Source organism: Streptomyces sp. NPDC051207 (assembly GCF_040682395.1).
GTDB lineage: Bacteria > Actinomycetota > Actinomycetes > Streptomycetales > Streptomycetaceae > Streptomyces.
This window is the reverse complement of sequence record NZ_JBFBAX010000017.1, coordinates 105,049-131,728: the sequence shown is the minus strand read 5'-3', so window position 1 is coordinate 131,728 and position 26,680 is coordinate 105,049. Positions and strand designations below refer to the sequence as shown.

General features: G+C 73.5%; 23 protein-coding genes. 12 read left to right on the top strand and 11 right to left on the bottom strand.

Annotated elements, in window-relative coordinates; all coding sequences use genetic code 11:
- Positions 1 to 22: 22 nt before the first annotated feature.
- The 3 genes from AB0M97_RS18660 to rhaI all read right to left on the bottom strand — a co-directional run bounded on the left by AB0M97_RS18660 (position 23) and on the right by rhaI (position 4,797).
- Entirely contained in the window at positions 23 to 1,426 is a 1,404-nt protein-coding gene (locus AB0M97_RS18660; RefSeq protein ID WP_365961987.1) for a rhamnulokinase family protein, read from the bottom strand.
- A gap of 53 nt (positions 1,427 to 1,479) precedes the next feature.
- Complete coding sequence (locus AB0M97_RS18655) at positions 1,480 to 3,519, bottom strand: bifunctional aldolase/short-chain dehydrogenase (protein ID WP_365961964.1); 2,040 nt, start codon at positions 3,517 to 3,519, stop codon at positions 1,480 to 1,482.
- Between the two features lie 117 nt (positions 3,520 to 3,636).
- A complete protein-coding gene (gene rhaI / locus AB0M97_RS18650) occupies positions 3,637 to 4,797 on the bottom strand; it encodes an L-rhamnose isomerase (RefSeq protein WP_365961963.1) in 1,161 nt (386 codons plus the stop codon).
- 274 nt (positions 4,798 to 5,071) lie between these two features.
- Here rhaI and AB0M97_RS18645 point away from each other — a divergent pair, with 274 nt between their 5' ends.
- From AB0M97_RS18645 to AB0M97_RS18610, 8 genes are all read left to right on the top strand, one after another.
- On the top strand, positions 5,072 to 6,589 hold the full coding sequence (locus AB0M97_RS18645; protein WP_365961962.1) for a sugar ABC transporter ATP-binding protein: 1,518 nt from the start codon (positions 5,072 to 5,074) through the stop codon (positions 6,587 to 6,589).
- Positions 6,586 to 7,626: an ABC transporter permease gene (locus AB0M97_RS18640; protein WP_365961961.1), complete on the top strand. Its 1,041-nt coding sequence runs from the start codon at positions 6,586 to 6,588 to the stop codon at positions 7,624 to 7,626. The genes AB0M97_RS18645 and AB0M97_RS18640 overlap by 4 nt, the downstream gene beginning before the upstream one ends.
- Positions 7,619 to 8,611: an ABC transporter permease gene (locus tag AB0M97_RS18635; protein WP_365961960.1), complete on the top strand. Its 993-nt coding sequence runs from the start codon at positions 7,619 to 7,621 to the stop codon at positions 8,609 to 8,611. Before AB0M97_RS18640 ends, AB0M97_RS18635 begins: the two co-directional genes overlap by 8 nt.
- 136 nt (positions 8,612 to 8,747) lie before the next feature.
- Positions 8,748 to 9,830: a rhamnose ABC transporter substrate-binding protein gene (rhaS, locus tag AB0M97_RS18630; protein ID WP_365961959.1), complete on the top strand. Its 1,083-nt coding sequence runs from the start codon at positions 8,748 to 8,750 to the stop codon at positions 9,828 to 9,830.
- A 106-nt stretch (positions 9,831 to 9,936) separates the two neighbouring features.
- Entirely contained in the window at positions 9,937 to 10,257 is a 321-nt protein-coding gene (locus tag AB0M97_RS18625) for an L-rhamnose mutarotase (RefSeq protein ID WP_365961958.1), read from the top strand.
- A 21-nt stretch (positions 10,258 to 10,278) separates the two neighbouring features.
- A complete protein-coding gene (locus AB0M97_RS18620) occupies positions 10,279 to 11,691 on the top strand; it encodes a BNR repeat-containing protein (protein WP_365961957.1) in 1,413 nt (470 codons plus the stop codon).
- A gap of 89 nt (positions 11,692 to 11,780) precedes the next feature.
- Positions 11,781 to 12,806: a LacI family DNA-binding transcriptional regulator gene (locus AB0M97_RS18615; protein ID WP_365961955.1), complete on the top strand. Its 1,026-nt coding sequence runs from the start codon at positions 11,781 to 11,783 to the stop codon at positions 12,804 to 12,806.
- Positions 12,807 to 12,912: 106 nt separating this feature from the next.
- Entirely contained in the window at positions 12,913 to 14,214 is a 1,302-nt protein-coding gene (locus AB0M97_RS18610; protein ID WP_365961954.1) for an alpha/beta fold hydrolase, read from the top strand.
- 58 nt (positions 14,215 to 14,272) lie between these two features.
- Here AB0M97_RS18610 and AB0M97_RS18605 read toward each other — a convergent pair whose 3' ends face one another.
- Positions 14,273 to 15,757, bottom strand: coding sequence for a cytochrome P450 (locus AB0M97_RS18605; RefSeq protein WP_365961953.1), 1,485 nt, complete (start codon positions 15,755 to 15,757; stop codon positions 14,273 to 14,275).
- Between the two features lie 118 nt (positions 15,758 to 15,875).
- Between AB0M97_RS18605 and AB0M97_RS18600 the strand changes: the two genes are divergently transcribed.
- A complete protein-coding gene (locus AB0M97_RS18600; protein ID WP_365961952.1) occupies positions 15,876 to 16,484 on the top strand; it encodes a TetR/AcrR family transcriptional regulator in 609 nt (202 codons plus the stop codon).
- An 83-nt stretch (positions 16,485 to 16,567) separates the two neighbouring features.
- Complete coding sequence (locus tag AB0M97_RS18595; RefSeq protein WP_365961951.1) at positions 16,568 to 17,293, top strand: DUF2470 domain-containing protein; 726 nt, start codon at positions 16,568 to 16,570, stop codon at positions 17,291 to 17,293.
- Here the strand turns inward: AB0M97_RS18595 and AB0M97_RS18590 are convergent.
- The 4 genes from AB0M97_RS18590 to AB0M97_RS18575 all read right to left on the bottom strand — a co-directional run bounded on the left by AB0M97_RS18590 (position 17,261) and on the right by AB0M97_RS18575 (position 21,548).
- Positions 17,261 to 18,469 (bottom strand): lactonase family protein, encoded by a 1,209-nt coding sequence (locus tag AB0M97_RS18590; protein ID WP_365961949.1) that lies wholly within the window; start codon positions 18,467 to 18,469, stop codon positions 17,261 to 17,263. The two genes, AB0M97_RS18595 and AB0M97_RS18590, sit on opposite strands and share 33 nt — an antisense overlap.
- Positions 18,470 to 18,597: 128 nt before the next feature.
- Positions 18,598 to 19,650, bottom strand: a complete 1,053-nt coding sequence (locus tag AB0M97_RS18585; RefSeq protein ID WP_365961948.1) for a hypothetical protein — start codon at positions 19,648 to 19,650, stop codon at positions 18,598 to 18,600.
- A gap of 70 nt (positions 19,651 to 19,720) precedes the next feature.
- The gene (locus tag AB0M97_RS18580) at positions 19,721 to 20,956 is read right to left on the bottom strand and encodes an aromatic acid exporter family protein (RefSeq protein WP_365961947.1); all 1,236 of its coding nucleotides are present in this window, start codon (positions 20,954 to 20,956) and stop codon (positions 19,721 to 19,723) included.
- Positions 20,957 to 21,053: 97 nt separating this feature from the next.
- Positions 21,054 to 21,548 carry an FBP domain-containing protein gene (locus tag AB0M97_RS18575; protein ID WP_365961946.1) on the bottom strand — a complete coding sequence of 165 codons (495 nt, stop codon included), beginning with the start codon at positions 21,546 to 21,548 and terminating at the stop codon, positions 21,054 to 21,056.
- Positions 21,549 to 21,772: 224 nt separating this feature from the next.
- Between AB0M97_RS18575 and AB0M97_RS18570 the strand changes: the two genes are divergently transcribed.
- Positions 21,773 to 23,062, top strand: a complete 1,290-nt coding sequence (locus AB0M97_RS18570) for an ROK family transcriptional regulator (RefSeq protein ID WP_365961945.1) — start codon at positions 21,773 to 21,775, stop codon at positions 23,060 to 23,062.
- 59 nt (positions 23,063 to 23,121) lie between these two features.
- The gene (locus tag AB0M97_RS18565; RefSeq protein WP_365961944.1) at positions 23,122 to 23,385 is read left to right on the top strand and encodes a hypothetical protein; all 264 of its coding nucleotides are present in this window, start codon (positions 23,122 to 23,124) and stop codon (positions 23,383 to 23,385) included.
- Between the two features lie 64 nt (positions 23,386 to 23,449).
- Here the strand turns inward: AB0M97_RS18565 and AB0M97_RS18560 are convergent, their stop codons facing one another.
- The 3 genes from AB0M97_RS18560 to AB0M97_RS18550 form a co-directional block, all read right to left on the bottom strand.
- Positions 23,450 to 24,478, bottom strand: a complete 1,029-nt coding sequence (locus tag AB0M97_RS18560; protein ID WP_365961943.1) for an SDR family oxidoreductase — start codon at positions 24,476 to 24,478, stop codon at positions 23,450 to 23,452.
- A gap of 321 nt (positions 24,479 to 24,799) precedes the next feature.
- Positions 24,800 to 25,960: an aromatic acid exporter family protein gene (locus AB0M97_RS18555; protein WP_365961942.1), complete on the bottom strand. Its 1,161-nt coding sequence runs from the start codon at positions 25,958 to 25,960 to the stop codon at positions 24,800 to 24,802.
- A gap of 31 nt (positions 25,961 to 25,991) precedes the next feature.
- Positions 25,992 to 26,651, bottom strand: a complete 660-nt coding sequence (locus AB0M97_RS18550; RefSeq protein WP_365961941.1) for an HAD family hydrolase — start codon at positions 26,649 to 26,651, stop codon at positions 25,992 to 25,994.
- Positions 26,652 to 26,680 lie beyond the last annotated feature (29 nt).

Here is a 26,680-nt window from a genome sequence, read left to right as displayed (position 1 = left end):
CGGGGGCGCCGGGGAGGGCCCGTCACGCCCCGGCGAGCCGGGCCTGCGCGGCCCGCCACCGCGCGGTGCCGCCGCGCGGCTCGTACCGGGTGAGCGGCTGGGTCCGGCTGAGCAGGTCCCGCATCCCGGCCAGGTCGCCGACCAGGCCGTCGGCCCGCGCCTGCACCAGCACGTTGCCCAGCGCGGCGGCCTCCGCCGGGCCCGCCACCACGGGCAGCCCGCAGGCGTCGGCGGTGAGCTGGCACAGCAGCGCGTTGCGCGTACCGCCGCCCACCACGTGCACCACGTCGACCTCCCGCCCGGCGAGCCGCTGCGCGTCCTCGACCGCCCCGCGGTGCGCGAGCGCGAGCGAGTCGAGGATGCAGCGGGTGACCTCGGCGGGGGAGCGCGGCACCGGCTGCCCGGAGGCCCGGCAGGCCTGGGCGATCCGCTCCGGCATGCGGCCCGGTGCGAGGAACGCCGCGTCGCCCGCGTCCACCACCGACCGCAGCGCCGGCACCTTCGCGGCGTCCCGCAGCAGCGCCCCGAGATCCGGATCGCCCCAGGCCCGTACGCACTCCTGGAGCAGCCACAGGCCCATGATGTTGCGCAGATGACGGACCGTGCCGTCCAGGCCCAGTTCGTTGGTGAAGTTGGCGGCCCGGCTCTCCTCCGTGAGCACCGGCGCGTCCAGCTCCAGGCCGGCCAGCGACCAGGTGCCCGTGCAGATGTACGCGAACCGCTCGCGCACGGCCGGCACGGCGGCCACCGCCGACGCCGTGTCGTGCGAGCCGACCGCCGTCACCGGCACGGGACCGGTCAGCCCCGTCTCCTCCAGCACCTGCGGCCGCAGCTCGCCCGCCGGATCGCCGGGCTGCCTGAGCGGCGCGAACAGGCCGAGGTCGATCCCGAGCCGCTCGGCGACGTCCCGCGCCCAGTCCCGGGTGCGCGGGTCGACCAGCTGTGTCGTGGAGGCGTTGGTCAGCTCGGTGCCCTGCTCGCCGGTCAGCCAGTACGTCAGCAGGTCCGGCATCAGCAACAGCCGCCGCGCCTGCGCGAGCTGAGCGGTGGAACGGGCCGCGACGAGCTGGTAGAGGGTGTTGAACGGCGCGTACTGCAGACCGGTCGCCGCGTACAGCTCCCGCGCGGGCACGGTCGTCCACACCTTCTCCGCGACGCCCTCGGTGCGGTCGTCGCGGTAGTGCACCGGGTTGCCGAGCAGCGCCCCGTCCGCGTCCAGCAGCCCGTAGTCCACGGCCCAGCTGTCGATGCCGACCGAGTCGAGCCGCCCGCCGCACAGCGCACCGGCCGCCCGCAGCCCGTCGAGGACCCCCGCGTACAGCCCGAGGACGTCCCAGCGCAGCCCTTCGGGCAACCGGACGGGCCGGTTCGTGAAGCGGTGGGCCTCGGACAGCTCCAGCGAGTCGGGGCCGACGCGGCCGACCATGACACGCCCGCTGGACGCGCCGAGGTCGACCGCGGCGTACGACTTCACGCCCGTCACCGCAGGAACGCGGCGGCGACGCCGGCGTCGACCGGGACGTGCAGGCCGGTGGTGTGCGACAGTTCGCCGCCGGTCAGCGCGAACACGGCGTTCGCCACGTGCTCCGGCAGCACCTCGCGCTTGAGCAGGGTCCGCTGCGCGTAGAACTCGCCCAGCTTCTCCTCCGGCACCCCGTACACTGCGGCGCGCTGCGCGCCCCAGCCGCCCGCGAAGATCCCGGAGCCGCGCACCACGCCGTCCGGGTTGACGCCGTTGACGCGGATGCCGTGCTCGCCCAGCTCGGCGGCCAGCAGCCGCACCTGGTGCGCCTGGTCGGCCTTGGTCGCGGAGTACGCGATGTTGTTCGGGCCGGCGAAGACGGCGTTCTTGGAGGCGATGTAGACGATGTCGCCGCCCAGCCCCTGCGCGATCATCACCCGCGCGGCCTCGCGCGAGACGAGGAAGGAGCCGCGCGCCATGATGTCGTGCTGGAGGTCCCAGTCCTTCGCCGAGGTCTCCAGCAGCGGCTTGGAGATGGAGATGCCGGCGTTGTTCACCACCAGGTCCACACCGCCGAACGCCAGCACGCCCGCCCGGAACGCCTCGGCGATCTGCTCCTCCGAGGTGACGTCCACGGTCACGGCGACCGCCTTGTCCGGGCCGCCCAGCTCCTCGGCCACGGCAGCCGCGTTCTCGCCGTTGAGGTCGGCGACGACGACGCACGCGCCCTCCGCCACCAGCCGCTGCGCGACGGCCCTGCCGATCCCGCTGCCCGCGCCGGTCACCAGCGCGACGCGCGTCGCCAGCGGCCTGGGCTGCGGCATCCGCCGCAGCTTGGCCTCCTCCAGTGCCCAGTACTCGATGCGGAACTTCTCCGCCTCCTCGATCGGCGCGTAGGTGGACACCGCCTCGGCGCCCCGCATCACGTTGATCGCGTTGACGTAGAACTCGCCGGCCACCCGAGCGGTCTGCTTGTCCTTGCCGAAGCTGAACATGCCCACGCCCGGGACCAGCACGATCGCCGGGTCGGCACCGCGCATCGCGGGGGAGTCCGGCTCGGCGTGCCGCTCGTAGTAGGCGGCGTACTCCTCGCGGTAGGCGGCGTGCAGCTCCTTCAGGCGGGCGACGGCCTCGTCCAGCGGCGCCGTCGGCGGCAGGTCCAGCACCAGCGGGCGCACCTTGGTCCGCAGGAAGTGGTCCGGGCAGGACGTGCCGAGCGCGGCCAGGCGTGGGTGCTCGGCGCGCGCCACGAAGTCCAGGACCACCTCGGCGTCGGTGAAGTGCCCGACCTGCGGCCGGTCCTGCGAGGCGACGGCCCGCACGTACGGCGCCAGCGCCGCGGCCCGCTCCCGGCGCTCGGCCTCGGGCAGCGGCTCGTAGCCCTCGATCACCGGCCCGAACGGCTCCGGCCTGCCGCGCTCGGCGAGGAACCGCTCGGCGGTGCGGATGATGTGCAGCGAGTTGCGCTCGCACTCCTCGGAGGTGTCGCCCCAGGCGGTGATGCCGTGCCCGCCCAGGACGCAGCCGACGGCCTGCGGGTTGGCCTCCTTCACCGCGGCGATGTCCAGGCCCAGCTGGAAGCCGGGCCGCCGCCACGGCACCCACACCACCGCGTCCCCGAAGCACTCGGCGGTCAGCTTCTCGCCGTCGGCCGCGCAGGCCAGCGCGATCCCGGAGTCGGGGTGCAGGTGGTCGACGTGCGCCGCCTCGACCAGTCCGTGCATGGCGGTGTCGATGGACGGCGCCGCACCGCCCTTGCCGTGCAGGCAGTAGTCGAACGCGGCGACCATCTCGTCCTCGCGCTCCACACCGGGGTACACGCCCTTGAGCGCCCGCAGCCGGTCCAGCCGCAGCACGGCCAGCCCCGCCTCGGTCAGCGTCCCGAGGTCGCCCCCGGACCCCTTGACCCACATCAGCTCGACCTCGCCGCCGGTGACGGGATCGGTCGTGCTGCCCTTGGCGGAGGCGTTCCCGCCGGCGTAGTTGGTGTTGCGGGGATCGGAGCCGAGCCGATGGGAGCGCGCGAGCAGAGCGGCGGCTTCGGGGTGGGGTGCCATGTGCGTTCAGTCCTTTTCCGACGAGGGTCCTGGAGAGCGCCGCTGAAGGGCGCGGGGAAGTGCGTGATCAGCCACGGGCGGCGGGAGCGCCGCCGCGCGGCAGAACCGGGCGGACGCTCACGCCCCCCAGCCGGCCTGCTGCCCGCCGACGCGCTCGGCGACGATCTTCTCGGCCCACCCGGACGCCTTGTAGGCCGCGACGGGCTCGGGGTCCAGCCCCATCTCCTCGCGCACCTCGCGCAGCAGCGGACGGACGTCCGTGTTGTACGCGTCCATCAGGACCGCGTTCGCCTCCAGCACGTCCCCCGAGGCCTGCGCGGCGGCCAGCGCGTCGCCGTCGACGAGCAGCGCCTTCGCCGTCGCCTCCTGCACGTTCATCACCGAGCGGATGATCGCCGGGATCTTCGCCTCGATGTTGTGGCACTGGTCGAGCATGAACGCGACCTCCGGCGAGAACCCGCCGCCGCGCACCACCTCGTACATGATCCGGAACAGCTGGAACGGGTCGGCCGCGCCGACCATCAGGTCGTCGTCGGCGTAGAAGCGCGAGTTGAAGTCGAACCCGCCGAGCCTGCCCTCGCGCAGCAGCGTGGCCACGATGAACTCGATGTTCGTGCCGGGCGCGTGGTGCCCGGTGTCCACGACGACCTGTGCCTTCGGCCCCAGCTTCAGGCAGTGCGCGTACGCCGTGCCCCAGTCCGGGACGTCGGTGGAGTAGAACGCCGGCTCGAAGAACTTGTACTCCAGCAGCATCCGCTGCCCGTCGCCGAGCCGCTCGTACACCTCCGCCAGGCCCTCGGCGAGCCGGTCCTGCCGGGCGCGGATGTCGTCCTGGCCGGGGTAGTTGGTTCCGTCCGCGAACCACAGCTTCAGGTCCTTCGAACCGGTCGCGTCCATGATGTCGACGCACTCCAGCAGATGGCGTACGGCCTTGCGGCGCACCGCCGCGTCCGGGTGGCAGATGCTGCCCAGCCGGTAGTCGTCGTCCTGGAAGGTGTTGGAGTTGATCGCCCCGAGCCTCAGGCCGTGTTCCTCGGCGTACTTGGCGAGCGCCGCGTAGTCGTCCACCTTGTCCCACGGGATGTGCAGGGCGACCGTCGGGGCGACACCCGTGAACTCGTGCACCTTCGCCGCGTCCGCCAGCTTTTCGAAGGGGTCGCGGGGCACGCCCTGCTGCGCGAACACCTTGAAGCGGGTCCCCGAGTTCCCGTAGGCCCACGACGGCGTCTCTACTGCCTGGGTTGTGAGAGCGGCCTTCACCGCGCTGAGCTCGGTCACTGCGGGGCTCCTGTGACGTCGGGCCGGGACGACGGGTCGCCGCGACCAAGAGTGAAACGATTCAGACAGCGAAACTATGAGGCGCCCAAGGGGGTGTCAAGCCTTCTGGTCAAGACCGGTCGTCGTGGCCGGATGAGACCTTCGGCTATCGAAAGTTTTTCGACACGCACCCATTGACGTGGCACAGCCCTGCTGCCTAACGTCCCGGCAACCGAGTTGAAACCTTTCACGACGCCGTGGCGGCAGCCCCGGACGGCGTCGTCGAGGAGCCCCCATGACCCACCCGTCCGACACGGGTCCGGCCCCGGTCCTGGCGCTCAGGGACGTCTCCAAGTCCTTCGGCGCGGTCCGCGCCCTGCGGGACGTCTCCCTGGAGCTGTCCGCCGGGGAGGTGCACGCCCTGGCAGGGGAGAACGGCGCCGGCAAGTCGACCCTCATCAAGACCCTCGCCGGGGTGCACAGGCCGGACACCGGCCAGGTGCTGCTCGACGGCGAGCCGGTCGCCTTCCACGGCCCCGGCGACGCACGCGACGCCGGTATCGCCGTCATCTACCAGGAGCCGACGCTCTTCCCCGACCTGTCGATCGCCGAGAACATCTTCATGGGCCGCCGGCCCCGGCGCGCCCTCGGCCGCATCGACCACCGGGCCACCCACGAGGCCACCCTCACCCTGATGAAGCGGCTCGGAGTCGAACTCGACCCCGACCGCCCCGCGCGCGGCCTGTCCATCGCCGACCAGCAGATCGTGGAGATCGCCAAGGCGCTCTCCTTCGACGCCCGTGTCCTGATCATGGACGAGCCGACCGCCGCCCTCACCGGCAGCGAGGTGGCCCGCCTCTTCGGCGTCGTCCGGGCGCTGCGCGACCAGGGCGCCGCGGTGCTGTTCATCTCCCACCGCCTGGAGGAGATCTTCGCCATCTGCGGACGCGTCACCACCCTGCGCGACGGAGCCCTCATCGCCGACGAACCCCTCGACGGCATGACCGAGGACGACCTCGTACGCCGCATGGTCGGCCGCGACCTCGCCGAGCTGTACCCGAAGCAGCAGGTCAGCCCCGGCGAAGTCGCTCTCAGCGTGCGCCGCCTGACCCGCGAGGGGGTGTTCACCGACGTCTCCTTCGACGTGCGGCGCGGCGAGATCGTCGGCCTCGCCGGACTCGTCGGCGCCGGCCGCACCGAGGTCGCCCGCGCCGTGTTCGGCATCGACCGCCCGGACGCCGGCGAGGTCCTGGTGGACGGCAGGGCCCTGGTCAACGGCGCCCCGTCCAGCGCGATGGCCGCCGGGCTCGCCCTGGTTCCCGAGGACCGGCGCGCCCAGGGCCTGGTGATGGACATGTCCATCGAGCGCAACATCGGCCTCACCGGGCTGCGCAGCACCGTGCGGGCCGGGCTGATGGACCGCGCCGCCGAACGCAGCCGCTCCCTCGACTGGGCCGTCAAGCTGCACGTCAAGTACGCCCGGATCGCCGACGCCGTGTCCACGCTGTCCGGCGGCAACCAGCAGAAGGTCGTCCTCGCCAAGTGGCTCGCGACCCGCCCCAAGGTGCTGATCGTGGACGAGCCGACCCGGGGCATCGACGTCGGCACCAAGGCCGAGGTGCACCGGCTGCTGAGCGGGCTCGCCGCCGACGGCGTGGCCGTCCTGATGATCTCCTCCGACCTGCCCGAGATCCTCGGCATGGCCGACCGCGTGCTCGTCATGCACGAGGGCCGGCTGACCGCCGAGATCCCGCGCTCCGCGGCCACCGAGGAAACGGTGATGGCCGCAGCCACCGGGAGGGCCGCCGCATGACCGTGACCGCCCCCAACCCCGCCCCCGCCGCCAAGGTCCGCCGCTCCAGCGGCACCCGGCTCGCCGACCGCGTCTTCCGGATGCGCGAACTCGCCATCGGCGTCGTGTTCCTGGTCATGATCGCCGTCACCCAGGCGGGCAACAGCGAGTTCCTGTCCGAGCAGGGCATCAAGGACCTGCTGCTCAACGCCACGATCCTGGTCCTGGTCGCCACCGGCCAGTCCCTGGTCGTCATCACCCGCAACGTCGACCTGTCGGTCGGCTCCACGCTCGGCATCAGCGCCTTCGCCGCCGGCACCCACCTCCAGGGCGGCGGCCACCCCGTCGTGGCCGTCTCCCTCGCCGTCCTCACGGGCGTCGGCTTCGGCCTCCTCAACGGCCTGCTGGTCAGCCTCGGCCAGGTGCCCGCGCTCGTCGTCACCCTCGGCACGCTCTACATCATCCGCGGCATCGACTCCATCTGGGTCGGCTCCCGCCAGATCACCGCGGCCGACCTGCCCGGCGGATTCGTGGACTTCGGCTCCGGCGGCCTCTCGGCCGTGCCGTGGCTGGCGATGATCGCCCTCGCCGTGCTGGTGGCGACCGCCTACTACCTCAAGCACTTCGGCGGCGGCCGGGAACTGTACGCGCTCGGCTCCCACCCCGAGGCCGCCCGGCTCGCCGGCATCCCCGTCCGCAAGCGGATCCTCGCCGCCTACACCTTCTGCGGCGCCCTCGCCGGACTCGCCGGCGCCATGTACCTGGCCCGGTTCGGCAACGTCGACTCCGGCACTGGCAGCGGCTACGAACTCACCGTCGTCAGCGCGGTCGTGGTCGGCGGTGTCGTCTTCACCGGCGGCTCCGGCAGCGTCTACGGCGCCGCGCTCGGCGCGCTGCTGCTCACGTCCGTCAACAGCGTGCTGCCCGCACTCGGCGTCAGCTCGGTGTGGGTGCTCGCCATCAACGGCATCCTGCTCATCCTCGCCATCGCGGTCGACCGGCTCGTCGCGGTGCGCGTGGCCGCCGCCCTGAAGAAGAGGAACGCCCGCCATGGCTGACTCCGCCCTCGCGCGCACCGCCCGCCGGTCCGCCTCGCTGAGGTGGGACGGGGCCGTCGGCGCCCTGCTCGTCGTGGTCCTGCTGTTCTCCTTCGGCTTCGTGGACGGCTTCGGCAACGCGCTCAACCTGTCGTTCCTGATCGGCAACACCCTGCCGATCGCGCTCGTCGCGCTGCCCATGACGATGCTCGTGGTGTCCGGGGAGATCGACCTGTCGGTGGCGTCCACGGCCGGTCTGTCGGGCGCCGTCATGGGAGCCCTGTGGAACCAGGGCATGGCCATCGAGACGATCATCCCCGTCTGCCTGCTGCTCGGTGTGGTGTGCGGCCTGGTCAACGGGCTGCTGGTGACCCGGCTCGGACTGCCGTCCCTCGCCGTCACCATCGGCACCCTCGCCGCCTACCGGGGCATCGCGCAGATCGTGCTCGGCTCCGACGCGGTCACCGACTTCCCCACCCCCTACCTGGAGTTCGCGTCCGGACGCCTCGGCGACACCTTCGTCCCGTACGCCTTCCTGCCCTTCCTGGTACTGCTCGCGATCGCCGTCGTCGCCCTGCACGCCACCCCGTTCGGGCGGTCGCTGTTCGCGATCGGCGCGAACGAGGAGGCGGCGCGGTTCGCCGGCATCCGCGTCAAGCGGCAGAAGCTGCTGCTGTTCACTCTGACCGGCCTGATGGCGTCCCTCACGGGCGTCTTCTGGGCGCTGCACTACGCCAGCGCCCGCTACGACAACGCCACCGGCCTCGAACTGTCCGTCGTGGCAGCCGTGCTGCTCGGCGGCATCGACTTCGACGGGGGCAAGGGCACGCTCGGCGGTGCCGTCGCCGGGGTGTTCCTGCTGGGAGCGCTGCAGAACGTGATGAGCCTCCAGGACGTCTCCGCCCAGTCGCAGATCCTCGTCACCGGGGTGCTGCTCGTGCTGTCCGTGCTCGGACCGCGGGTCGCACGGCAGATCGCCGTCGCCCGGGCGCAAAGGCCGACCTAGCGGGGCTGGTCCGAGCCGCGGTCCCGCTGTGCCCACGCGGCGAAGCCGCACACCGACACCCGCCCCGCGCCCTGACCGGGCGCCTCCACCCCGTCCCGCCCCACCGCACCCCGCCTCGCCGAAAAGGAACCCCGTCATGCGCAAAGCACCCCTGCGCCGCACCTGTGCCGCCCTCGCCGCCGTCACCTCCCTCGCCCTCGCCGCGACCGCCTGCGGCGGCACCACCAAGGAGGACGTGGGCAAGGAGGGCGCCGCGAACGCCTCGGGCGGCAAGGCCGACCCGAACGCCGAGCTGAAGAAGGGCCTGACCGTCGGCTTCCTGCCCAAGCAGGTCAACAACCCGTACTTCACCACCGCCGACAAGGGCGGCGAGAAGGCGCTGAAGGAACTCGGCTCCGGCTTCAAGGAGGTCGGCCCGTCCAGCGGCACCGACACCTCCGGCCAGGTGTCCTACGTCAACACGCTCACCCAGCAGCAGGTCGACGCGATGGCCGTCTCCGCGCAGGACCCCGGCGCCCTCTGCACCGCGCTGAAGCAGGCGATGAGCAACGACATCAAGGTCGTCACCTACGACTCCGACACCAGGCCGGAGTGCCGCGACGCCTTCGTGTCGCAGGCCTCGTCGGAGGACCTGGGGCGCACCCAGGTGCAGCTGCTCGCCGAGCAGATCGGTTTCCGGGGCGAGATCGCGATCCTGTCCGCCGCGCAGACCGCGACGAACCAGAACGCCTGGATCGAGTTCATGAAGGACGAGCTGAAGGACCCCAAGTACAAGGACGTCAAGCTCGTCAAGGTGGCCTACGGCGACGACGACGCCCAGAAGTCGTTCCAGCAGACCCAGGGCCTGCTCCAGGAACACCCGAAGCTGAAGGGGATCATCTCCCCGACCACCGTCGGCATCAAGGCCGCCGCCCAGTACCTGTCCGGCTCGAAGTACAAGGGCAAGGTCAAGCTGACCGGCCTCGGCACCCCGAACGACATGCGCAAGTACGTCAAGAACGGCACTGTCGAGGCGTTCGAGCTGTGGGACCCGGCCAAGCTCGGCGAACTGGCCGCGCGCACCGCCGTCGCGCTGGTCTCCGGGCAGATCACCGGCAAGGAGGGCGAGACCTTCACGGCGGGCGGCATGGGCGAGTACACCATCGGCAAGGACGGCGTGATCAGCCTCGGCAAGCCGACCGTGTTCGACGCCGAGAACATCGACCGCTTCGACTTCTGACCGTCCCACCGGACTTCCGACCGGCCCGGACCCGGGCATCCGACCGATGTGCACCGGGTCCCCGTCCGGCCCCTGTCCCCGACTTCCCGCGAAGGAGCGGCACGTCATGCAGCGCGTCTGTTTCCTGCTCAAGGTCCGTGCGGACCGGATCGACGAGTACCGCGCACGGCACGCCGCCGTGTGGCCGGAGATGCGCGAGGCGCTCTCCGCGACCGGCTGGCACAACTACTCGCTGTTCCTGCGCGAGGACGGCCTCCTCGTCGGCTATCTGGAGACCGAGGACTTCGAGGCCGCGAAGGCCGGCATGGAGGCCACCGAGGTCAACGCCCGCTGGCAGGCCGAGATGGCGCCGTTCTTCGAGGCCCTCGACGGCACCCGCCCGGACGAGGCCATGAAACCGCTCACCGAAGTGTTCCATCTCGCCTGAGACTCGCCCGGGAGGGCTCCGATGAGACGACGCACACTCCTGGCCGGCACGCTCCTCACCGCCCTCGCCGGCACCGGCACCGCCCGGGCCGCCGACCCCGGCCCCTCGGTCACCCGCACCGGGCGCACCACCCTCGACACGCAGGCGATCTACTTCGTGTCGTACGACGGGCTGGTCAACAACAACTCCTTCCAGAAGAACGGCCTGCTGACCCACAAGGGCCACCAGTACGCCGCCTGGTACACGGCGGACCGCAACGCCGTCGTCGCCCGCCGGGCCCTGGGCGCGAGCACCTGGCAGACCGTCAGGGTCGGGCACACGCTGCGCTACAACGACTCGCACAACGTCATCTCCATGGGCGTCTCGCGGTCCGACGGCCGCCTGCACCTGAACATGGACTCGCACAGCGACGGCTTCACCTACGTCAAGTCCGTCGCCGGGCTCCTGGACAACCCCACCGGGCTGAGCTGGACCGCGAGCCGCTTCGGCGCCCCGCAGTCCACCCTCGACGGCCTCGCGCTCACCTCGCAGTTCACGTATCCGCAGTTCGTCGCCACCCCCGAGGGACGCCTGCAACTGAGCTACCGGGCGGGCGTGTCCGGCAACGGCCGCAACGCGCTCGCCGAGTACGACGGCACCCGGTGGACGGCGCTGGGGGAGTGGAGCGGTTCCACCGGCACGTACACCAGCGAGCACGGCTCCTCGACGGCCCGCAACATGTACCTGCACGGCATCGACTACGACCGCGCCGGCCGGCTGCACGCCTTCTTCACCTGGCGAGAGCAGAACGCCGCCGTCATGTGCAGCGGCGGCGGCATCACCAACCACGACACCGGCTACGTGTACTCCGACGACCGGGGCCGCACCTGGCGCAACGCCGCCGGGACCGTCGTCGGGGTCACGGGCGGCTCCGACAAGGTGTCCGTCACCGACCCGGGGCTCGTGGCCGACCCGCTGAACCCGGACCACTCCCTGATGAACCAGGAGAGCCAGTCCACCGACTCCGCCGGCCGGCCCCACGCGATCATCAGCTACGTCCCGGGCCGCTTCGGGCAGTGCACCACGAACTACGTGGCCGACCGCACCGCGAACGGCCGCGCCTTCCACCTCCGCCGCACCGCCTCGGGCGGCTGGCAGAAGACGGAGATCCCGGTCCCGCTCAACTCCAGCCAGCGCACCAGACTGGTCCTGGACCGCTACGACAACGCCTACGCGGTCTTCCCGTACGGCCGCATCGCCGGAGCGTCCAGGGCGTCCGGGTACGGCGACTGGCGGCTGCTGTACGACGGCGCCGGCCTGAACGCGTTCGGCGAGGTCGTGGTGGACGAGACCCGCGTCGCCCAGGACGGCGTGCTGTCGGTGATGTACCAGGAGCGCTCCAGCGGCACCACCCCCTCGCCGCTGCACGTCGTGGACTTCCGGCTGCCCGCCTGACCGTGCCGTTCCGGGGCGGCATGACGGTACTGTGAAGGCCTTCCCGCCGCCCCTCCCGCTTCCCCGTCCGACCTGGAGGTCCCTGCCCGATGGCCCATTCGGTGGGTATCAAGGACGTCGCCCGCGCCGCCGGAGTCTCCGTGGGCACGGTCTCCAACGTCATCAACCGCCCGGACACCGTGGCCACCGAGACCCGGGCGCGCGTGCTGTCCGCGATCGACCGGCTGGGCTACGTCCGCAGCGAGTCCGCGCGGCAGCTCCGCGCGGGCCGCAGCCGGATCATGGGGCTGCTCGTCCTCGACATGGGCAACCCGTTCTTCGTGGACGTCGCGCGCGGCGCCGAGCGGGCCGCGCGGGAGGCCGGGCTCGGCGTGATGGTCTGCAACAGCGCCCAGAACGCGAGCGAGGAGGCCGAGTACCTGTCGCTCTTCGCCGAGCAGCGGGTGCGCGGCGTGCTGCTCACCCCGGCCGAGGCCACCGGCCGCAACATCGCCGCGTTCCGCCGGCACGGCATCCCGTTCGTGCTGGTGGACCGGGTCGCCGAGGGCGCCACCGAGTGCTCCGTCTCCGTCGACGACGTGGCGGGCGGTGCGCTCGCCGTCCGCCACCTGGTGGACGCCGGGCACCGCTCCATCGCGTACGTCAGCGGCCCGCCCGGACTGAACCAGGTGCGCGACCGCCGTACCGGCGCGCTGAACGCGCTCGCCGAGGCGGGGCTCGGGCCGGACGCGCTGCGCGAACTGCCCACCGAGCGCCTCGACGTCGCCGCGGGCCGGGACGCCGGCGCCCGCCTGCTCGGCCTCGCGGACCGCCCGACGGCCGTGTTCTGCGCCAACGACCTGCTCGCCCTGGGAGTGCTCCAGGCCATGTACGCGGCGGGGGTCGGCGTCCCCGACGACCTCGCCATCGTCGGCTACGACGACATCGAGTTCGCCGCCGCGGCGGCCGTCCCGCTCACCTCCGTCCGGCAGCCCGCCGTCACCATGGGCGCCATGGCCGCCGAGCTGCTGCTGGAGGAGACCGAGACGGAGGGCGCGGCCCAGCCGCACGAGCACCGCCGGGTGGTGCTCCAGCCGGAACTGGTGGTCCGCCGCTCCAGTCTGTCCGCCCGCTGAGGTCCCGGGGCCGAGGCCGATGTCCCTCGTCCCCGGGGCCCGCGGCCGCAGGTCATGTGCTGAACTGGGGCACGGTCCGCAAAAACCGTCCCTCCCGGGAGCCCCGTTGACCGACAGCTACCGTCAGCCCGGAGTCGTCCTGACCGACCGCCGGTTCACCGTGCCCCTCGACCACGACGACCCGGCCGGGGAGACGATCGAGCTGTTCGCCCGCGAGGTCGTCGCGAGCGGCGGAGCGGACCGGGACCTGCCGTGGCTGCTGTACCTCCAGGGCGGCCCGGGCTTCGGCGCGGACCGTTTCACCGGCAGGCGGGCCTGGCTCGACCGCGCCCTCGACGAGTACCGCGTCCTCCTCCTCGACCAGCGCGGCACCGGCCACTCCACGCCGGCCAACCGCCAGACGCTCCCGCTGCGCGGCGGCCCCGCCGAACAGGCCGCCTACCTCACGCAGTTCCGCGCCGACTCGATCGTCCGGGACTGCGAGCTGATCCGCCGCGAGGTGACCGGCGGCGCCCCCTGGACCGTTCTCGGCCAGAGCTTCGGCGGCTTCTGCACGGTCACCTACCTGTCGCTGGCCCCCGAGGGCCTGAGCACCGCCCTGGCAACCGGCGGCCTGCCCTCCCTCGACGCCCACGCCGACGACGTGTACCGGGCGGCGTACCCGCGCATCGAGCGCAAGGTCGCCGCGCACTACGCCCGCTACCCGCAGGACGTCGAGCGCGCCCGGCGCATCGCCGAACACCTCCTCACGAAGGACGTGGTCCTGCCGAACGGCCACCGGCTCACCGCCGAGGCCTTCCAGTCCCTCGGCGCCCTGCTCGGCACCGGCGACGGCACCCACCGCCTGCACCACCTGCTGGAGGGCGCCTTCGTCCGCACCCCCTCCGGCCCGGCCCTCTCCGACGCCTTCCGGGAAAACGTCCAGGCGCAGCTGTCGTACGCGGGCCACCCCCTGTACGCGCTCGTCCACGAGGCGATCTACGCCCAGGACGAGCGGCCCACCGCGTGGGCGGCCGAACGGGTCCGCGCCGAGTTCCCGCAGTTCGACGCCGCCGAGGCCCTCGCGGGCGACGGGCCGCTGCTGTTCACCGGCGAGAGCGTGCACCCCTGGATGTTCGACTGCGACCCGGCGCTGCGCCCGCTGCGCGAGGCCGCGGACCTCCTCGCCGCCCGCACCGACTGGCGGCCCCTGTACGACCCCGCCCGGCTCGCCGCCAACGAGGTGCCGGTCGCGGCGGCCGTCTACCACGACGACATGTACGTCGACGCCGCCCACTCCCTCGCCACCGCCCGCACGATCCGTGGCCTGCGCACCTGGGTCACCGACGAGTTCGAACACGACGCCCTGCGCACGGACGGCCCCCGCGTCCTCGACCGCCTCCTGTCCCTGGCCCGGAACGAGCTGTGAGGGGGCGGGCCGGCCGCGGTCCTTCCTGCGCGACGGGTCCGACGGTCTCGCTGCGCGTTCACCGGGGCTTTCCGGTGCTCGGTGCGTCGTCCGACGACCGGGCCGGGGAACGGCGTTCGGGGTGCAGGCGCAGTCCCCCGGGTATCAGGGTGAGGCGTTCGGTGACCCGCAGGCGGTAGGACGGGTCGGGGCGCAGGTCGTAGCGGCGCAGCAGGAGGCCGAGGACCAGGGTGGCCTCGTGCAGGGCGAACTGCCGGCCGATGCAGGCACGCGTGCCCGTCCCGAACGGCTTGTAGGTGTGCGGGGGCCGCGAGCGCACGGCGCCGGCCTCGAAGCGGTCCGGGTCGAACGCCTCGGCGTCCGCGCCCCACACCCCGGGGTCCCGGTGCAGCATCGGCGTCAGCACCAGTGTCCACGCGCCGCGCCGCATGGGGTGCTCGCCCGCCAGCACGGTGTCCTCGCGCGCCTCCCGGGCGAAGCCGGGCGCGGTCGGCCACAGCCGCAGCGACTCGTCCAGCACCCGGCGCACGTACCGCAGCTTGGCGACCTGCTCGTAGCCCGGTTCCGGGGTGGCGCCCCAGACGCGGTCGACCTCGGCGCGGGCGCGGGCCGCGGCCCCGGGGTGCCGGGAGAGGTGGTGCAGCGCGAAGGACAGCGCGCCGGAGGTGGTCTCGTGGCCCGCGACCAGGAAGGTGATGACCTGTCGGCGCACGTTCTGCGCCGACAGCCGCTCGCCGGTCCCGGGGTGGGCGGTCGCCAGCATCCGGTCGAGCAGGTCGCCCTTCCCGCCGCCGTGGGCGCGCCGCTCGCGGACCAGGTCGTCCACCGTGCGGTTGAGGCGGTCGATGTCGGCGGCGTTGCGGCGGCTCGCGCGCCGCAGCAGCAGCGGGGCCAGCGGCGACGGCACGGTGTTGAGGCGCTGCGCGTGGCGCAGGGTGCCCACCATGGCGGTGACGAAGGGGTGCGGCCGGGCCCGTTCGAAGGAGCCGAAGTCGTGCCCGAAGCCGGTGCGGGCGATGGTCTCCAGGGTCAGCTTCGTCATGTCGCCCGGCACGTCCACCGAGCGGCCCGCCGCCGCTGCCCGGTCCCAGTGGTCCATGAGCCGCCCGGCGACGGACAGCATCATCGGGTGGTAGCCGGCCATGGCCTCCCGGCTGAACGCCGGTGCCAGGATGTCGTGCGCGAGCTGCCAGTTGGGCTCGTGGTTGTACGCCGTGAACAGGCCGTCCCCGGCGACCGGCCGCAGGTTGGCGATGCCGAGCCCGACGTGCTTGGCGAACCGTGCCTCGTCCGCGAGGTCCGCGACCAGATCCGCGCCCCAGACGAACACGAACTCCTTGCCGAAGGCGCTGCGCCGGAAGATCGGCCCCAGCTGCCGCGCGAACCGCACGGAGTCCTGCACGGGAGTGCGCCCGCTCGCGCCCACCACGTCACCGAGCAGCGGCAGCCGGTGCGGCGGGTGCGGGATGCGGTGCAGCTCGGGCCAGCCCTGCCGGGCGTCCCGGAACCCCTTGGGCAGTCCGGCCCCGGTCGTCTGCGCCATGACGCGATCTCCCTCGATCCAGCGGCACGTCGATGCCCCACAGGCGTGTTGTACGCGGGTTCAACAACGTGCCTCAGTCTTGTCCGGCTGTTGAACCGGCGTCAAGTAAAGTGCGGGCATGGCCGCGAACCAGGGGGAGCGCACGCGCCGCCGGCTGAGCACGGGGGAGCGCCGGGAACAGCTGCTGTCGGTCGGGGCCAGGCTGTTCTCGGAGAACCCCTACGACGAGGTCTGGATCGAGCAGGTCGCCGAGATCGCCGGCGTCTCCCGGGGACTGCTGTACCACTACTTCCCGACGAAGCGGGACTTCTTCGCGGGGGTCGTGGAGCGGGAGAGCGAGCGGATGCTGCGGCTGACCGCCGCCGTGCCCGGCGTCCCGGTGCGTGAGCAGCTCACCGCCGGACTGGACGCGTACCTGGAGTACGTCGAGGCCCACGCGCACGGCTACCGCGCCTTCCACCGCGCCGACGCGGCGGGCGACCAGGCGGTGCGCCGGGTCTACCGGCGGGCGCTGGCCGCGCAGGAGCGGCAGATCCTCGCGGCGCTGGCCGCCGACCCGGGGTTCGGCCCGGTGCACGGGGAGCGGCCCGACGTACGGCTGGCGGTGCGCGGCTGGCTGGCGTTCACCACGGCGGTCTGCCTGGAGTGGCTGCGCGGCTCGGAGCTGACCCGGCGCCAGGTGCGCGACCTGTGCGCCCGCGCCCTGTTGGGCGTCGTCTCCGTCTGACGGGCCGGGCCGGCTCGCCGTGCCCGGTTGGCCCGCGCCCGGATGTCCGCTAGGTTAGGCAAGGCTTACCTAAGGAGGTTTCGATGGGTGACAGCCCCACCTGGACGGCCGCGCCTACCGCCGCCGAACAGGCCCGCTCGGTGCTCGCGACGGCATGGTCCTGCGCGGTGACCGCGGAAGGCGGCCGGGAGGAACTCGTCGGCGCGCACACCATGGCCGACGACGGCCGGGTGCTGCTGCGCGTGTCCGACGACAGCACCCTGCTCGCGGCGGCGATCTGCGCGCCGCGCGGCGAGCCGTCCGCCGTGCTGGAGTTCGCGGACGTCGCGCCCGTCCCGGTCCGCCACCGCATCCGCGCCCGGCTGTGGCTGGCGGGCCGGTGCGCCCTGGAGGAGGACCACCTCGCCTTCCGGCCGGCGCGCGTGGTGCTGCGCCGGCCCACCGGCGCCGAGGTGGTCGGCCTCGGCGACTTCGCCGCCGCCGCGCCCGATCCGCTGGCCGGGGCCGAGGCCCGGCTGCTCACCCACCTCGCCGACTGCCACGCCGACGTCGTGGAGAAGCTCACCCGGCTCGTGGACCGCGGCAGCCTGTACGGCGCGGTGCGCGTGCGGCCGCTCGCCGTGGACCGGTACGGACTCACGCTGCGCGTCGAACGGGCCCGCGCCCACGGCGACGTACGGCTGCCGTTCCACCGGCCGGCGGACGACGTCGCGCAGCTCACGGAGCGCGTGCACACGCTGCTGTCGCGGGCGAGTGCCGCCTCCTGCCCGCGCGCCCTACAGCGGCAGCGCGCAGACGGCGACGGGTGACGCGAACGGCTTGCCCGCGAGTTCCAGCCGGCCGCCGGCCGCGTCCACGCGGAACACGCTGACCGTGCCGGACTTCTGGTTCGCCGCGAACAGCAGCCGCCCGTCGGGGGAGAGGGCGATCTGCCGCGGGAAGTCACCGGCGACGGGCACCGTGTCCAGCAGCCGGAGCCGGGCGCCGTCCCGCTCGACGGCGTACCGCGCGAGGCTGTTGTGCCCGCGGTTGGCCAGATACGCGTACGCCCCGTCGGGCGTGACGGCGATCTGCGCCGGGTAGTTGGTGCCCGGCCCGCTGCCCGTGGGCTGCGCGTCGCCGACCGTCAGCCGGCCGCTGTCCGCGTCGTAGGTACACACCGCGACCGTGTTGTCGAGCTCGTTGGCCAGATAGGCGTGCCGCCCGCCCGGATGGAAGGTGAGGTGACGCGGCCCCGCGCCGGGCCGGGCCCGCGCCCGTGACACCTCGCGGAGCGTGCCCTTCCGCTCATCGAGCCGGTAGCTGTACACGGTGTCCGTGCCCAGGTCGACGGCGAGGACGTGCCCGCCGTCGGGACTGGTCACGATCTGGTGGGCGTGCGGACCCTGCTGTCCCGGGCCCGGCGCCGGACTGGAGTGCGTCACCAGGTCCGTGCGCTGCCCGAGCGCCCCCGACGCGCCGACCGGGTGCACGGCCACGCTGCCGGTGCCGTAGTTGGCGCTGAACAGCCAGCGGCCACTGGGATGCACCGACAGATGACACGGGGCCGACCCGCCCGTACCGCGGCTGCCGAGGACCGTGCGGTCGGACAGCCGCACGGCGGTCACGGCACCGTCCTCGCGCTCGTTCACCGCGTACAGCGTCCGGCCGTCGGGATGCACCGCGAGGTACGACGGGTCACCGACCCCGGACAGCGTCCCGCCGCCGGTCACCCGGCCCGTGGCGGCGTCGTACGTGGCGAGCCCGACGCCCTTGCCGCCGCCCTCGGCCGACGTGTAGGTGCCGATGTAGAGCGGGCGGGGGCCGGAGGGCCCGCGGGCCTTGCCCGGGCCGCTCGTGCTCGCCGCGAGGGCCGGCGAATCGGCCGGCGCGTCCGCCGGCTGCGGGGAGTCCGAGCAGCCCGTCACCGCCGGGAGCGCCGCCGCGGCGGCCGATCCCGTGAGCGTGCCGACAAACCGGCGCCTGCTCCAGCCACCATCAACCATGTCCGCCCCTCGGGTCGTCACTCGTCCGGCCGTGACAGCCACCTTGTCGCGGAACGCCCACCCGACGCAAACACCTGCACGGACATCGGCCATGCCGACAGCTCCGCTGTCCGAGCCGCCCGCTCGCGCTACCAGTCCCCGTCCCCGACCACCTTGCCCGGCGCGTCCCCCAGCGGCTCGATCTGCTGCGGGACCGGCGGCTGCCACGGCTCGTGGTCGTCCCCGAGCCAGTCCCCGACCGGCCGCACCCCCCGCAGGGTGACGGTCGGGTCGACGTCCTCGGCGTCCTCGTCGTAGTAGTCGAACCAGGGCAGCCCCGCGCGCGTGTACGTGGCGCGGTCCACCGGCGACGGCGGCGGTGCCTCGCCCGTGATGCGGCGCCACTCGGGCGGCGTCACCAGGTGCACGAACACCCGGCCCGCGGGCCGCTCGGCCCAGTCGCCCGGCCCGCGGTCGTCCTTGTACACCTCCTGCCGCATCGAACCGCCGACGCCGAGGCCCATCGCCGCACCGCCGCGCGGGGCGGCTGCCGGGGCCGCCGCGTACGCCGGAGCGGCGGCGGGCACCGCGGGCATCGCGGCGCCGTAGCCGGGCTGCGGCATCGATCGGGCCCGCACGGCGCGGAGCCGCTCCTCCTGCGCGCGCTGCGCGCGCCACGTGGCGAGTTCCCGGTCGTTCAGCGGAAACGTCTGGAGCTGCACCCCGCCCCACGTCTCCTCGCCGGTGACCTGGCCCTCGACGCTCGCCCCGAGGCCCAGCGGCACCGCCACGAACTGGCGGACCGTGCCCTTGCCGGACTTGATGCCGTCCAGCCAGGGCTGGCGGGGCAGCACGACGTAGTTCTGCGGCCGGTCCGAGAGCCGGTCGCTCCACGGGCGGCCCGAGACCGCGCACACCTTGCCGACGCCGACCTGGAGCGCGGCCGGCTCCGTGGTGCCGGCGAAGCTCAGCCACATCGCCTCGCGCAGGTACACCGGCAGCATCACCCCGCCGCGCGCCAGCCACTGCGGCGGCACCGTGCCGGGGAAGTCGCCGACGCGGCGGACCGGGAACTCGCCCAGCCCGGGCGGCAGCGGATGCGTACCGGTCTCCGGAAGGCGCAGCGTGCGGATGAACCGCACCGCCACGCCCCCCGGCAGCCGCAGTGTGGTGCCGTCGATCCGCACCGTGCCGTCGGTCATCCGGACGTCCCCTCCCTCGTGTGCCGCGGACCCGTGCGCGTCGCCCGCCGGTCGTCCCCGGCCGGGTCCGTCACCGGAGACGAGCGGCGGTACCCGCGCGGTTCCGGCCGAGCCGCTCGCGCAGCGCGGTGAGCCGGGGCAGCTTCTCGCGCTGCTCGCGCGCGTTGCGGTCCAGCTCCTCCAGCAGCCGCTGCGACCGGTGCTCGGTGTCCATCTCGTCGAGGATGCGGTTCACCTCGGTCAGCACCGCGCCGTGCAGCTGCCAGTGGCGGGCGTCGCGCCGCACCTCCTCCAGCAGCAGCCGGGCGAGCCTGTCGCGGGTCGCCGCGGCCTGCCGCAGCTCGGTGGCGAGGCGTTCCTCGGCGGACTCCGCGTTCGAGCTGGCGCTGGTGGTGACCAGCACCGCGAAACTCACCACCGCGTCCGCGACCTCGGAGAGCAACTGCTCCACCGCCGCGCCCGTCTCGGGCGGGAACAGCGGGTCGGGTTCGCGTTCCTTGGCGAGGTCGGTGAGGGTGCGGGCCAGCACCCGCAGGACGACCGTGCAGATCTCCAGCGTGTCCAGGCCGGTGCGCAGCACCACCCGGTGCAGCAGGCCCTCACGCACGCGTGGATTGAGCCGCAGGCTGTCCTCGGCCTGCCGGAGGGCGGCGTCCACCTCCACGATGTCGTGGTCGAGGCGGCGTGCCTCGTGCAGCCGCGCCGCCGCCCGGTCCACCGGGGTACGGCCTGCTGCCTCCTCACCCATCCGCAGCATCAGCTGCCGCAGCCGGCGCGCCAGCCCTTCGATGGACGCGCCCGCCTCCTCCACCCACACGGGCGGCGCGAGCAGCAGATTGCAGGCGAGCCCGACGAACGCGCCGATCAGCGTCTCCACCACCCGGGCCCACGCCGTGTCGCCGTGGGCGGTGACGCCGAGGACGAGCATCGCGCTGATCGCCACCTCGGGCACGAACTCGTCCACCCGCACGATCCGCCCGACGACCAGCGAGGCCACGATCAACAGCCCGAGGCTCCACCAGGTCAGACCCACCAGCAGGCTGAAGGCGATCGCCACCAGGACACCGGTGACCACCGAGTTCACGCGGCGGAAGCCGGTGGTGAGCGTGGCGTACAGGGTGACCTGGACGACCAGCAGCGCGGTCAGCGGCGCGGTCAGCGGGGCGGCCTCGGGACTGAGCCGCAGCGCGATCACGTACGAGACCGTCGCCGCGAAGGCCGACCGCAGGGTCTGGTCCACCACGGGGTCGCGACGCCGCTTCACGAACTCCAGGACGCGCGTTGTCCACTCACGTACCACTTGCATCCTGTGGGCTGTTCCCCGCCGACCGGCACGTCGAACGTATTCGGCCAGGACGGCAGCCGTCCGCGCGGGGCCTTCCCCCGGCGGGCGGGCGGAGCGGTCAGGCGGTCAGCTTGTCGAGGAACGCGCACAGGTTGCCGGTCGTGCGGGCGATTCGCTCGTCCAGGGTGAGGCTCTCCTCGAAGCGGGCGCCGGTCTCCGGGACCTTCCGGCCGCGCAGGTACAGCGAACAGGCCAGGTCGGTGCACATGTAGGCGCCGACCGAGTTGCCCTCGCGGCCGGCCGGGCCCGCCTTGCGCGCGGTCATCAGGGCGACGCCGCCGCGCGGATGGGTGGTCAGGCACAGTGAGCACATGCTGCGGTGCAGGAAGCCGCGCTGCGCCGGCTGAAAACGCATGGCCACGCCGACGAGGCGTTCGTCGCGTTCCACGACGAGGTAGCTCCGGTCGGGCGCCCCGGGGTCGCGCCAGCCGAGGAAGTCGAGGTCGTCCCAGGGCAGCTCACCGAGGTCGCGCGGCACGGCGAGACGCCTGGCCTCCCCCTTCGAGCAGTTGATGAAGGAAGTGCGGACGTCCTGCTCGGTGAGGGCTCTCACGGGGTGGCTCCTGAGGATGCGTGAAACGAAACCTAGGGGTCCTAGGTTCCCTTCAGGGTAGAGAGCCCGGACCGGGCGGGCCACTGAATTTCCCCGGCACGCGGCGGCGTGGGAGCAGGGGTCTTCCCTGCTAAGTTCACGTCGTGAATTAAGGGGGTGGAGAAAGTCGCGCCGAGGCGCCCCGCAAGGGTATGTTGCAGGTCGGGCAGGGTGGAAGGAGCCACATGGCGGGGCGGAACGGACGCACGGTACGCGACCTGAGACGGGCCAACCGCACGGTGGTGCTGCAACGGCTCTACTTCGACGGTCCCCTCAGCCGCTTCGAACTGGGCCCGGCCACCGGACTGAGCTCCGGCTCCGTCAGCAACGTCGTCGCCGACCTGGTCGCCGACGGCCTGGTCGAGGAGGCCGGCAGCGTCGACTCGGACGGCGGCCGGCCCCGCACCCTGCTGCGCGTGGCGCCCGGCAGCGGCCACATGATCGGCGTCGACGTCGGCGAGACCCGCGTCCGCGTCGAACTCTTCGACCTGGCCCTCAACGAACTCGCCCGCGCCGAACGCCCCCTCACCCCGCAGCGCTACGACGTCGAGGTCATCGTCGACCACATCCGCGCCGGCATCGCCGAGGTCCTCACCAGCGCGGACATCGCCCCCGACCGGCTCCTCGGCGTCGGCATCGGCGTACCCGGCATCGTGGAGCGCACCGCCGACCGGGGCGCCGTCGTGCACGGCCAGACCATCGGCTGGGACGCCGTGCCGCTGGAGGCGCTGCTGCGCACCGGCTCCCACCTGCCCGGCACCGTCCCGTACTTCATCGACAACGGCGCCAAGACCCTCGGCCAGGCCGAGATGTGGTTCGGCGCCGGGCGCGGCGCCCGCAACGCGCTCGTGGTCCTCTTCGGCTCCGGCGTCGGCGCCTGCCTCGTCACCCCCGAGGCGGAGTACGGCCGGGCCGTCGAATGGGGCCACCTGACGGTGCGGGTCAGGGGCCGGCGCTGCCGGTGCGGCGCGCTCGGCTGCCTGGAGGCGTACGCGGGCGCCGAGTCCCTGCTCGCCCGCTGGGGCGAGGAGGGCGGACGCCCGCCCGCCGACACCGACGAGGAGACCGCGCTCACCGCCATGCTCGCCGCCGCCTACCCGGCCGGGGGAGAGAAGGCCGACCCCGTCGCGCTCGCCGTCCTGGAGGAGACCGCCGAGTACCTCGGCGCCGGACTGTCCGACCTGATCAACCTCTTCCAGCCCGAGCGCATCCTCATAGGCGGCTGGGCGGGCCTCCAGCTCGGCACCCGCTTCCTGCCCGCCGTACGCCGCCACGCCATGTCCTACGCACTGCGGCACCCGGCCGAGAAGGTCACCATCGACCTCGGCCGGCTGGGCCCCGACGCGGTCACCGTCGGCGCCGCCGTCCTGCCGCTCGCCGACTTCTTCGCCCGGGGCGGGCGCCGCGCCGAGCCGGTCCCGGAGGGCCCGCCGCCCGCGTGGCGCACCGCGCTGGCCGAGCGCGCGCCGCAGTGAGGTTTCGCGGCCGGACGCGGCGGTACCCGCCGGTGATCGCACGACGGAAGGAGCGCGCTGTGGCCGACCGCCACGAGACGGCCGCGACCGGTGAGCCCATTCCGCGGGACATGCCGGATCAGCAGGCCGACGCCGACGAGGACCCCTGGGAGGTGCCCGCCGGGCCCCCCGGGCACACCGCCGCCGACAAGGCCGACGAGGGCGAGGAGACGTCCTCCGGGGACGTCCCCGACACCGACGAGGCGGGCACGGGCCGGGAGGGCACCCCGCAGCAGTCGGGAAGCAACCCGGAACAGCCCGTTCCGGACGAGCCCTCGGCCTGACCGCACCACCACTCGCCCGCCGCCCCGCCATCGCCGGGGCGGCGGGCTTCTTCCGCTGTCGCGGTCAGCCGACCTTGCGGCCCCGCAACGGTTCCGTCCGCGCACCCGCGCCCTGCCGCATACCGCGCAGGAACTCCTCCAGCACCTCGGTGGACGTGCGCACCGGACGCCAGCCGAGTTCGGCACGCGCACGCGTGCAGTCCATCAGCGGCAGTCGCAGCACCGCGTCGAACAGGTGGGGCGAGGCCGGCAGCAGATGCAGCCCCCACGCGGCGGCGATCGCCGACCGGGCCGCCGAACGCGGCAGCCGCACCCGGCGCGTGCCCAGCATCTCGCCCAGCAGCTCCGCGTCCACCGGCGGATCGGCCGCCAGATTGAACGCACCCCGCACGTCCGAGTGCACCGCCAGGCGGTACGCGTTCGCGGCGTCGTCGGTGTGCAGCGCCTGCACCCGCAGTCCCGGGATGTCCGGCAGGAACGGCAGCAGCTCGGGACGGGCCAGCGGCCCCGGCAGGAACCGGCCGCCGAAGATCCGCCGCTGCTCGCTCGCCGACTCCCGCTTGAAGAGGAACGCCGGCCGCATCCGCACCACCCGGATCTCGGGGTGCTGCCCTTCGAAGGCGTCCAGGGCACGCTCCAGATACGCCTTCTCCCGGCAGTACGCGGCGTCCGGCCAGCCGTGTGTCGGCCACGACTCGTCGACCGCGTGGTCCTTGGGCCCCGGCGAGTACGCGCCGACCGACGACGCGTGCACCAGCGCCGGCACGCCCGCCTCCGCGACCGCCTCGAACACCCGGATGGACCCGAGGACGTTGGTGCGCCAGGTCGCCGCCGGGTCGTGCGTGGGCTGGAACGCCCACGCCAGATGCACCACGGCGTCCGCGCCCGCGAACTCCGGGGTGAGATCGGCGTGCTGGGAGGAGAGGTCGACCGCCGCCCACTCCGTCTTCGGGGGCGACCAGTCGGGTATCCGCCGGGCCAGGCCCAGGACGGAGCCCACCGCCGGATCCTCCGACAGCAGCCGCACCACACTGGTGCCCACGTTGCCGGTCGCACCCGTGACCACGATCCTGCTGCCCGCTGCGCTGCTCACCTTGCGCTCCTCTCGGCCGCCGACTGCGGGGAGCTGCCCGGGTACCCGCGGGCCGGGATGTCACCCGGCGGACCGTGCGGGCCCGGTCCCGGAAAGAGCCGGTCCCGGAATGAGTCCGGCCCCGGAAAGGAGGAAGCCCCGGCCGTGACGGGGGAATCACGGCCGGGGCGGCTCAGTGGTGGACACGGATGCCGGTCACCGGTGGCGGTCACGGTACCCACGGTTTGTTCAACGTGCAATTACCGACGGGTGTTCCTGGACCTGCCACCGTGCGCGGTGATCCGTGTCACCCGACACCCGCTCGTGATCCGCCGACCCGCCTCAGCCGGGCTGACGCTCCCGCCGCCCCTCCGGCACGGCCTCCGCCCAGATGTTCTCCGCCTGGAGCAGCAGCGTCCCGAGGACGGCCGTGCGGCCGGCCCCCTGACCGGCGTGGTCGCGCAGACTGCGCTGGAGCCGCTCGTGCAGCTCGTCCATCTCCGCCACGGCCACCCGGTCGTCGGCCGGGTCGATCCACGTGTCGGGCAACTGCTCGCTCGCCAGGCGGCAGGCGTCGCCGATCAGCTCCAGCAGCCGGGCGTACGTGCGCAGCGCCTCCTCCTCGGGCGGCGCGGGCGTCCGGCTGTCGTCGGCGGCCACCGCGAGGGTCCGCACCAGTGCCCTGATGTGCCCGGTGATGTGGCTCCACCGCTCGTCCTCGGCCTCGTCCGGCAGTGATGCCGGCGCCCGGTGCACCAGGTGCAGCCAGCGCTTGGTCAGCCGCAGGCTCTCCCGGCTCCAGCCGCGTGCCGAGCGCAGCCCTTCCAGGCGGCGCTCCAGCCGGGCCGCGGCGTGCAGCCAGTCGGCCGCCGTCGACGTGTCCCACTCGCCGTGCCGCAGATCGGCGGCCACCGCGTGCAGCACGTCCCCGGCCTGCCGTGCCAGCCCCTTCAGGTTCTCCCGGACGTCGCGCAGGTGGACCGGCGGCAGCACCAGCGCGTTCACGGCCACCCCGATCACCGCGCCGAGCGCCGCCTGCCCCAGCCGGTGGGCGACCGCGGCGCCGCTCACGGTGCCCGAGGCGAGGGTGAACACGGCGGTGGTCGCGGCGTAGACGCCCTGGTCGCCGAAGCGGGGCCAGTTCGCCAGGAGCATCAGCGCCGGGACGGAGAGCGCCAGCGCGACCAGGGTGTCCCCGGTGAGCAGCTGCGCCCCCGAGGCCAGCAGTGCCCCGACGCACATCGCCGCGAACTGCTGCCCGGCCTGCCGCAGCGAGCTGTAGACGGTGGCCTGGACGAGCACCAGCGCGACCCACGGCGCCATCAGCGCCATCGGGTCGCCCAGCCACTCGTCCGCGATCACCCAGGCGAGCAGGGCCGCCCCGGCCGCCTTGAGGGACTGCACCAGCAGGTCCCGCTCCCGGCCGGGGCCGCGCAGCACGGCACGCCCCGCCTCGATCAGGGTCTCGGTCTCCCTGCGTACCGTTTCCGTCACTCGCGTCATACGGGAGCGGGTAACCGGATCACCGGCCGGCTCACGCCAGCGGGCTGTCGGCCAGGGATTCCAGCAGGTGCGCGGGATCGTCGTAGACGGCGTCGGCGCCGGCCTCCACCAGGTCGGCGCGCGGAATGCCGCCGCACAGCACGGCCACACAGCGCACCCCGGCGCGGCTGCCCGCCCGCATGTCCCACACGGTGTCGCCGACGAACACGGCCCGCTCGGCGGGCACGTCGGCCAGTTCCAGGGCATGCTCGACGGGTTCGGGAGCGGGCTTGCCCTCGGTGACGTCCTCCGCGCTCGCGGTCGCCGTGATCGCGTCGTCCGCGTCGAGGGCGCGCCGCAGCGCCGACAGCTCCGGTCCGCTCGCCGACGTGGCGAGCACGACGCGCCAGCCGTCGCCGGCCAGCCGCTTCAGCAGCCGCCCCGCGTCGTCCAGCGCGGGCAGCCGGTCGAAGTACTGCCCGTAGAGCGTCTTGTGCGCGGCGCTGATCCCGTCGTCGCGGTCCTTGTCCCGGTCCTCGCCGAGCACCCGGGCGATCAGGTCGGTGGAGGGCAGCCCGACCGCGCGGTGGACGGTGTGCATCGGCACCCGGTGCCCGGCCTGCCGGAAGGCCTCCCACCAGGCGGTGACGTGCAGGTGGTTGGTGTCGACGAGGGTGCCGTCGACGTCGAACACGGCGGCGCGTGCGTGCATGTGTTCGTTCTCCTCTCGTGGCGGGGCCG